The 7,386-nt window shown below is 72.7% G+C and carries 9 protein-coding genes; 6 read left to right on the top strand and 3 right to left on the bottom strand.

From position 1 onward, the window contains the following. Window positions 1-51 precede the first annotated feature (51 nt). From Aru02nite_RS31325 to Aru02nite_RS31310, 4 genes are all read left to right on the top strand, one after another. Window positions 52-723: a GAP family protein gene (locus tag Aru02nite_RS31325; protein ID WP_203663725.1), complete on the top strand. Its 672-nt coding sequence runs from the start codon at window positions 52-54 to the stop codon at window positions 721-723. A gap of 77 nt (window positions 724-800) precedes the next feature. Then, window positions 801-1,226 carry a DUF6325 family protein gene (locus Aru02nite_RS31320; protein WP_203663723.1) on the top strand — a complete coding sequence of 142 codons (426 nt, stop codon included), beginning with the start codon at window positions 801-803 and terminating at the stop codon, window positions 1,224-1,226. 9 nt (window positions 1,227-1,235) lie between these two features. Further along, window positions 1,236-1,553, top strand: coding sequence for an SHOCT domain-containing protein (locus Aru02nite_RS31315; RefSeq protein ID WP_239077066.1), 318 nt, complete (start codon window positions 1,236-1,238; stop codon window positions 1,551-1,553). A gap of 34 nt (window positions 1,554-1,587) precedes the next feature. Next, the gene (locus Aru02nite_RS31310; protein ID WP_203663721.1) at window positions 1,588-3,420 is read left to right on the top strand and encodes an alkyl/aryl-sulfatase; all 1,833 of its coding nucleotides are present in this window, start codon (window positions 1,588-1,590) and stop codon (window positions 3,418-3,420) included. Window positions 3,421-3,559: 139 nt separating this feature from the next. On the opposite strand, the gene Aru02nite_RS31305 is transcribed toward Aru02nite_RS31310, so the two are convergent. Next, window positions 3,560-4,354 carry a class I SAM-dependent methyltransferase gene (locus tag Aru02nite_RS31305; RefSeq protein ID WP_203663719.1) on the bottom strand — a complete coding sequence of 265 codons (795 nt, stop codon included), beginning with the start codon at window positions 4,352-4,354 and terminating at the stop codon, window positions 3,560-3,562. Window positions 4,355-4,464: 110 nt separating this feature from the next. Between Aru02nite_RS31305 and Aru02nite_RS31300 the strand changes: the two genes are divergently transcribed. Further along, window positions 4,465-4,950: a DUF3995 domain-containing protein gene (locus Aru02nite_RS31300; RefSeq protein ID WP_203663717.1), complete on the top strand. Its 486-nt coding sequence runs from the start codon at window positions 4,465-4,467 to the stop codon at window positions 4,948-4,950. A 115-nt stretch (window positions 4,951-5,065) separates the two neighbouring features. Here the strand turns inward: Aru02nite_RS31300 and Aru02nite_RS31295 are convergent, their stop codons facing one another. Further along, window positions 5,066-5,704 carry an HAD family hydrolase gene (locus Aru02nite_RS31295; RefSeq protein WP_203663715.1) on the bottom strand — a complete coding sequence of 213 codons (639 nt, stop codon included), beginning with the start codon at window positions 5,702-5,704 and terminating at the stop codon, window positions 5,066-5,068. A gap of 213 nt (window positions 5,705-5,917) precedes the next feature. Between Aru02nite_RS31295 and Aru02nite_RS31290 the strand changes: the two genes are divergently transcribed. Further along, the gene (locus Aru02nite_RS31290; protein WP_203663713.1) at window positions 5,918-6,694 is read left to right on the top strand and encodes a YwqG family protein; all 777 of its coding nucleotides are present in this window, start codon (window positions 5,918-5,920) and stop codon (window positions 6,692-6,694) included. Here Aru02nite_RS31290 and Aru02nite_RS31285 read toward each other — a convergent pair. Then, complete coding sequence (locus tag Aru02nite_RS31285) at window positions 6,684-7,106, bottom strand: hypothetical protein (RefSeq protein WP_203663711.1); 423 nt, start codon at window positions 7,104-7,106, stop codon at window positions 6,684-6,686. The two genes, Aru02nite_RS31290 and Aru02nite_RS31285, sit on opposite strands and share 11 nt — an antisense overlap. Between the last annotated feature and the right edge of the window lie 280 nt (window positions 7,107-7,386).

The raw sequence follows: 7,386 nt of genomic DNA, 5'->3' as shown, positions 1-7,386 counted from the left end.
TTCCGGGAACGCGGGGTGCGGATGTGATGATCGGACCGGGGAGGCACGCGGATGAACGCGGTGATCGGTGAGGTGCTGCCGCTGGCGGTGACGGCGGCGATCAGTCCGCTGCCGATCATCGCGGTCATCCTGATGCTGCTGGCGCCGCGGGCCGGTGGGGCCAGCGTCGGGTTCCTCGTCGGCTGGATCGCCGGCGTGGTCGCGGTGAGCGTGCTGTTCACGGTGCTGGCCCGGGTACTCGGGCTGTCCGGCGGCGGCCACGGTGGCGTCGCGTCCGGTGTGGTGAAGCTGGTGCTGGGTGCGGGGCTGCTGCTCGCCGGCGTACGCCAGTGGCGGTCCCGGCCGCGGGACGGTGCGGAGCCGGCGCCGCCGAAGTGGATGGGCGCGATCGACACGATGACCGCGCCGAAGGCGGCCGGGCTGGCGTTCCTGCTGTCCGCCGTCAACCCCAAGAACCTCGCCGTACTGCTCGCCGCCGGTGTCGCGATCGGCTCGGCCGACCTGGGCGTCGGCCAGACCGTCGTGGTGGTCGCGATCGTCACCGTCCTCGCGTCCTGCACGGTCGCCGCCCCCGTCGTCCTGAACGCGGTGGCCCGCGACCGCGCCCGCGTCGTCCTGGCGCACGTACGGGAGTGGTTGGTGGCGCACAACGCCGCCGTGATGACGGTGGTACTGCTGCTGATCGGTGTCGTACTGATCGGCAAGGGCATCGCCAGCCTGTGAGGCGCGGGTTGCGGCGTTCTGCCCTCAACCTCGGCGAATGCCGAATACGCTGCTGGCTGGGGGGAAGGAGGCCGGCGATGAGCCGTGGCCCGATGGAGTTCGTGGTCGTCGAGTTTCCGTCGCAGACGATCGACGAGCGTTTCGCCTTGCGGCTGCGGGACATCGTCGCGGCCGGCCTCGTCCGGATGGTGGACGTGATGGTGGTCGCCCGGGACGAGCGGGGGACCGTGACCGCGCAGGAGTTCGCCGACCTGGACCCGGCGCGCACCCGGGCGTACGCGGAGGTCGTGCACAGCATCGAGGGGCTGATCTCCGACGAGGACGTCGCGGAGGTCGCCGAGCAGGTACGTCCCGGCACCTGCGCGCTCGTCGTACTGCTGGAACACCTGTGGTTGGCGGGAATCGCCGCGGCGATGGCCGACGCCGGTGGCCGGATGGTGTTCACCGAACGGATTCCCGCCCCGGTCGTCGAACGCGTGCTCGACGAGCGCGCCGCGAGCTAGGGGGCCGACATGTTCGTACGACCGGTGATGCGGCGCGGGCCCGGACTGCTCGGCGCCGTCGCGCGTACCGCGGTCGTCGCGGGGACCGCCACCGCGGTCTCGCGTGGCGTGAGCCGCCGGATGGATCAGCGCGCGCAGGACCAGGCCGAGGCCGCCGCGTACGAGCAGGCCGCCGCCCAGCAGCAGGCGGCCCAGCAGCAGGCGGCCCAGCAGCCGACGGGTGGCGACGACCTGATGGCGCAGTTGCAGCGGCTGGTGGACATGCGCGACCGCGGCATGCTCAGCGACGCCGAGTTCGCGGCGGCCAAGGCGAAACTGTTGTCCTGACAGGGATCACGGCACGGACGGAGAGGCGGCGACGATGCCCGATTCGGGGTTCCCGTACGACGACCGGACCGACTTCGCCGACGCCGACCGGGGTTTCGTCGGTACGGTCGAGGATCCGGCCATCACCGACGACAGCGGCCGGGTGGTGTGGAACTGCGACGCGTACGCGTTCCTCGCCGGGGACCGGCCCGACACGGTACATCCGAGCCTGTGGCGGCAGTCCGGCCTCGTCGCCCGGCACGGCCTGTACGAGGTGACCGACGGCATCTACCAGGTCCGCGGCTTCGACCTGTCGAACGTGACGTTCGTCGAGGGCGACACCGGCGTGATCGTGATCGACCCGCTGATCTCGGTGGAGACCGCCCGCGCCGCGATCGCCCTGTACCGTGCGCACCGCGGCGAGCGTCCGGTCACCGGCGTGATCTACACGCACAGCCACGTGGACCACTTCGGCGGGGTGCGGGGCGTCGTCACCCCGGAGGACGTGGCCGCGCGCCGTACCCCGGTGATCGCGCCGGAGGGTTTCCTCGAACACGCCATCGCCGAGAACGTGTACGCGGGCACCGCGATGGGCCGCCGCGCCGGCTACATGTACGGTGCGGCGCTGGACCGGGACGCGCGCGGGGGAGTGGGCGCCGGTCTCGGCCAGACCACCTCCACCGGTACGGTGAGCCTGATCCCGCCGACGGTGGACATCACCCGCACCGGGCAGGAACTGTCCGTCGACGGCGTACGGATGGAGTTCCAGCTGGCGCCGGACTCCGAGGCGCCCGCCGAGATGCACTTCCTGTTCCCGGACCGGCGGGCGCTGTGCATGGCCGAGAACGCCACGCACACCCTGCACAACCTGCTCACCCTGCGCGGCGCGCTGGTCCGCGACCCGCACGGCTGGGCGCGCCACCTGACCCACGCGATCGAGATGTACGCCGACCGCTCGGACGTGCTGTTCGCCTCGCACCACTGGCCGACCTGGGGCGCCGAGCGGATCAGGACCTTCCTCGGCCTGCAACGCGACCTCTACGCGTACCTGCACGACCAGACCGTGCGGCTGCTCAACAAGGGGTACACCGGCGCCGAGATCGCCGAGCTGATCGAGCTGCCGCCGGCGCTGGCGAACGTCTGGCACACCCACGGCTACTACGGTTCGGTGTCCCACAACGTCAAGGCCATCTACCAGCGGTACATGGGCTGGTTCGACGGGGTGCCGTCCCGGCTGTGGCAGCACCCGCCGGAGCAGGCCGCGCGCCGGTACGTGGACGCGATGGGCGGCGCGGACCTCGTGGTGACGCGGGCGAGGTCCGCGGCGGACGACGGGGACCTGCGGTGGGCCGCGCAGCTGCTCGACCACGTCGTGTTCGCCGAACCGAAGCACCAGGCCGGCCGCGCCCTGCTCGCCGACGTCCTCGACAGGCTCGGGTACGGCGCGGAGAACGGGACCTGGCGCAACTTCTACCTGTCCGGCGCGCGCGAGCTGCGCGACGGCAACTTCGGTACGCCGACGGCGCCGTCGTCGCCGGACATGATCGCCCAGCTGCCGCCGGAGATGTTCTTCGACTCGGTGGCCGTGCAGCTGGACGGTCCGCGGGCCTGGTCGACGGACCTGGCGATCCGGTGGGACTTCCCCGACCACGGCGCGGCGTACCGGACCACGCTGCACAACGGCGTCTTCACCTACGTACGGGACGGCGCCGGGCCGGTGAGCCTCACCGTACGGGTGCCGCGTGCGGCGTTGGGCGCGCTGGCCGCCGGTGACCTCGACGCGGCCCGGTCCGCGGGGCTCACCCTCGACGGCGACGAGACGGCCCTGCACGGCCTGCTCGCCGTCATCGACCCGGGCGACAGCGCGTTCAACATCGTCGAACCGTGACGCCTACCCGGGACCGCCCTGCATGTCGTGGTCGGCCTGCGATGCGGCGTGCGTACGGGCGGCCTCGGCGGCGGCGTCCGCGTCGTGCGCGCGGAGCGCCCCGCGACGGGGACCGGCACCGGTCCACAATGGACGAAGGTCAGCTCGATCCCTTGCGCGCCACCAGATGTACGATCCGGCTCAACTGCCGGTACGGGTCGCGCCGGCCCGCCTCCAGCTCGACCTCCGCGGCCGCCGCCACCTGCCGCGTGTCGGACGGGTCGACCGCGCACCCACCGAGATCCAGCCAGTCGACGAACAGCCACACCCCGTACCACTCCACGAGCTCAACGCCCCGGTCCCGTAGCTGCGCGCCGAGATCCTCCACCGTGTCGGCCCGTGTCCGTACGCCCAGCACCCCGATCTCCTCGGTGGCGTCGAACGCCGCGAGCGCGTCCTCCCACCGCCGCTCCAGGGCCGGACGTACCGCGGCGGCGTGCGCGTTGCCGACCATGAGCGAGACGACGCCACCCTCGGCGCAGCATCGGCAGAGCTGGTCCAGGACGGGCTCCGGCCGGTCGAGATAGCCGAGGACGCCGTGGCACAGCACCGCGTCGAACCGCCGCCCCTGTACCGCCGCGTCGGCGTCCGCGCCGTCCGCCCGGACGAGCGTCACCCGGCGCCGCGCGTCGTCCGGCAGCCGGTCGAGACGTACCCGGGCCCTGTCGAGCATGGCCTCGGACGGGTCGAGCAGCGTCACCTCGTACCCGGCGCGGGCCAGCGGGAACGACTGGTGCCCGGCGCCACCGCCCACGTCGAGCACCGTGCCGGGCGGCGGGGGCAGATGCGCCAGCAACTGCTGGTGCAGCACGTACGTCCGGACCAGGCCCTTGGCCGAGGCGTACGCGTCGTCGACGAAGTGATCGGCCAGGTCCGCCCACGCGTCCGTCCCCATCGCCCCACGATATCCCCGCGTCCGGCCCCGGAACCGGGAACGACGGTGTCGGTGTCGACCCGTGCGGCGCGGTCGGTTGGCGCCGCGTTCGTCCACCTACGATCGTCGACATGCGCAGCCCGTACCGGCGTCCCGCGGCCACCGCCGCCATCGTGTGGTGCGGTCTGTTCGCCGCGGTGCACGTCTTCTGGGCGCTCGGGGGAAGCGTCGGCCTGGCGTCGTCGGCCGGCGCGCGGATCGCCGCCTCGCGCCCGCTGGCCTTCGTACTCCTCGGGTTGTGGGGTGTCGCCGCCGCACTGCTGCTCGGCGCGGTCCTCATCGCCTGGTGTACCAGGGATGTGCGGTGGCGCCGGCTCGGCGGCGTGGCGATCGGTGTCGTCGGCGCCGCGCTGCTGGCCCGCGGCGTACTGGTCGAGGTGCTGCTGCTCGCCGACGTCGGTGGCGTCCGGCAGTCCGTCGGAGCCGAGGAGACCCGCTGGAGCCTGCTGCTGTGGAACCCGTGGTTCGTGCTCGGCGGTGCGCTGTGGCTGGCGGTCGCCGGCCAGCTCGCCCGGCAACCTCGGCCAGCGGCCGGTCCACAGGCAACGCCCGACTGAACGCCGCCACCCGGCCGGTGCACCGCCCCGCCGACACGCGTCGCCGCCAGCTCCCGGAAAGCCGCAGCACTGGCGAACCAGGGCCGCCGATGCTACTCGACCAGCGTCCGACACCCTAGGTTGCGAGGACGATGTCCTTCACCTCGGCCAGCGTTCCGATCCGGTACGTGGCCCCGGCGAAGTCCTGCGTCGTCGTGAAGTCGTTGTGGACGATGGCGCAGTCGATGCCGGCCGCCACGGCCGAGCGCAGCCCCCGGGCCGAATCCTCCACGACCAGCGTCTCGTCCCGGCGCGCCCCGAGGCGCCGCACACCGGTCAGGTACGGCTCCGGGTGCGGCTTGGCGAGCGTGTAGTCCTCGCGGGTCAGTACGAAGTCCATGAACGGTCTGATCCCGCGCTTCTCGTGGATGAGGTCGAAGTCCGCGCGCTTCGCGGTCGTCACGACGGCCATCCGGACGTACCTCGACAGTTCGGCGAGAGCGTCGAGGACGCCGTCGATCTCGATGGCCTCCGTCCTGAGGTACTCCCGGTAGTAGTCGTCGCGCGCCGCACGCTGCCGGCTGATCGCCCCTTCGTCGACGCCTGCCGCGCGGGCCTGGGCCCAGGTGCCGAGCCCCTGGCTCATGTCCCGCAGGTACCGGTCCCTGTCCAGCGTCACGCCGATGTCCGCCAGGGCGCGTTCACCGGCTCTGAAGTACCAGAACTCGGTGTCCACCAGGACGCCGTCGTGGTCGAACAGCACGTACTTCTTCACCGTCGCGGTCCTCTCCGTGGCTGCGGCGCCTCCGCTCGGACGGGGCGACCCACCGGCCCATCATCGCGAGAGCAGGGCGGCGTGCCCGGCGGTGGTGTGGCGTTCGCACCGGTGTGCAGCACGGGGGTCGTCGGGTCGCCGGCCGTGAGCCGGTCGGGTGGTCTGCGGGCCGTGCCATCCGGCAGTCCCGTTCCCGTCTCCCGGGAGATGCCGGTGGAACTGCACACGCCTGCCCGCCCGCTGGACGTGGCCTCGGTACTGCCGCAGGCGGCGATGCGCGCCGAGACCGTACGGCTGCATCCGCGGCCCGGCTCCCCCACGTGCCGGGAGTCGTCGGTCGGCGGTCCGCTGCTGTGGCCGGCCGACGAACCGTGGCCGGTCTGCGCCGCCGACCACACCGACGTACCGGGCGAGCCGCAGCCACCGACCGCGTACCTGCCGGTGGCGCAGATCTTCACCGCCGACGTGCCGAGCCTGCCCGCCCCGTCCGGGCGCGACGTGGTGCAGGTGCTGTGGTGCCCGTACGAGCACGACCGGGAGTACGAGGTCGGGCCGCTGCCCGTGGTGCGCTGGCGCGACTCCACCACCATCGACCGCGTCGCGGCCAGACTACCGGCATCCCTTGCCGTGCCTGCCGATCACGTACCCCGGCCGTGCGTGGTGCATCCGGAACGGGCCGTCGGGTACCCGGGGATGGACGAGCTGGTCGACAGCCTGCCGGCAGCGGAGCAGGCACGGATGTGGGAGCGGCTGGAGGAGTGGGAGGACGAGACCGGCCGGAACTACCAGGGGCATCTCGCCGACGCGCCCGGCATCAAGCTCGGTGGACATCCGGGCTGGACCCAGCCACCGGCCTGGCCGGACTGCCCCGGCTGCGACCGGCGGATGAGCCACCTGATCACCGTGTTACCCGTCGTTCGGACGGACCGTCCCGCGCAGCGTTTCCGCACCGCGGCGACGATCCTCGCGTTGCCCACGCTCAGGAGGTGACGTGCCGGCGCCAGGCGGTGACGGCAAGGACGACCGCGCCGGCCAGGGCGAGTACGCCGCCGGCCCAGAGCCATCCGATCGGGTCGCTCCGTACCGCGAGGGCGCCGGTGTCGGTGGCCCAGACCTCCAGCGGCTCGTGTACGTCGATGCTGCGCTTGCCCTCCGCGTGCGCCCCGATCGCTCTGGCCGCGCCGTCGATCGTCCCGGTGGTCGCGCTGCCGCCGGGCAGTCGCCAGTCGCCCGAGCAGACGGTGTCGTGCTGGTCGCCGAACCTGCCGTTCGAGAAGACGCCCCGGCACGAGGTGACCGTCGCGGTGCCGCGGGTGCCCGCGAAGCGGACGTAGAGGGCCGGGCCGTTCGCGACGATCGTCGTGACGCCGATGATCACCCCCAGCAGACCGACGGCGACCATCCCCACTCGGTTGCCTGGCCGTCGCCGGGTGTCGTTCGTGCCGGCAGCGTATCGAGTACCCGCTGCCGTTCGTCTCGGCCGGACGCTCGCGGCGATCAGCGGCCCCGCCCCGTGCACTCGTGAACGGGTGCACCGCACCGGGTTGCGTGCGACCACCGGGACCACGCTCATGCCGGCGCGAGCGTCGGCAACGGTACTCGCCGGTGATGCGCCCGTGCGTCGCCGTCGACACCGTCACGGTCGACGGTGGGGAAGTCGGCCGAACCGTCGACGAGGGGCG

The organism is Actinocatenispora rupis, from assembly GCF_016861975.1.
Taxonomy (GTDB): Bacteria; Actinomycetota; Actinomycetes; order Mycobacteriales; family Micromonosporaceae; genus Actinocatenispora; species Actinocatenispora rupis.
Note: the sequence above shows the minus strand (reverse complement) of the source record. Positions and strands in the feature narration are given on the sequence as shown.

Bases quoted from the DNA above. Each gene is read 5' to 3' on its own strand.
- Aru02nite_RS31325 (WP_203663725.1), top strand. From the start codon at position 52: ATGAACGCGGTGATCGGTGAGGTGCTGCCGCTGGCGGTGACGGCGGCG.
- Aru02nite_RS31315 (WP_239077066.1), top strand. From the start codon at position 1,236: ATGTTCGTACGACCGGTGATGCGGCGCGGGCCCGGACTGCTCGGCGCC.
- Aru02nite_RS31320 (WP_203663723.1), top strand. From the start codon at position 801: ATGAGCCGTGGCCCGATGGAGTTCGTGGTCGTCGAGTTTCCGTCGCAG.
- Aru02nite_RS31285 (WP_203663711.1), bottom strand. From the start codon at position 7,106: ATGGTCGCCGTCGGTCTGCTGGGGGTGATCATCGGCGTCACGACGATC.
- Aru02nite_RS31300 (WP_203663717.1), top strand. From the start codon at position 4,465: ATGCGCAGCCCGTACCGGCGTCCCGCGGCCACCGCCGCCATCGTGTGG.
- Aru02nite_RS31310 (WP_203663721.1), top strand. From the start codon at position 1,588: ATGCCCGATTCGGGGTTCCCGTACGACGACCGGACCGACTTCGCCGAC.
- Aru02nite_RS31305 (WP_203663719.1), bottom strand. From the start codon at position 4,354: ATGGGGACGGACGCGTGGGCGGACCTGGCCGATCACTTCGTCGACGAC.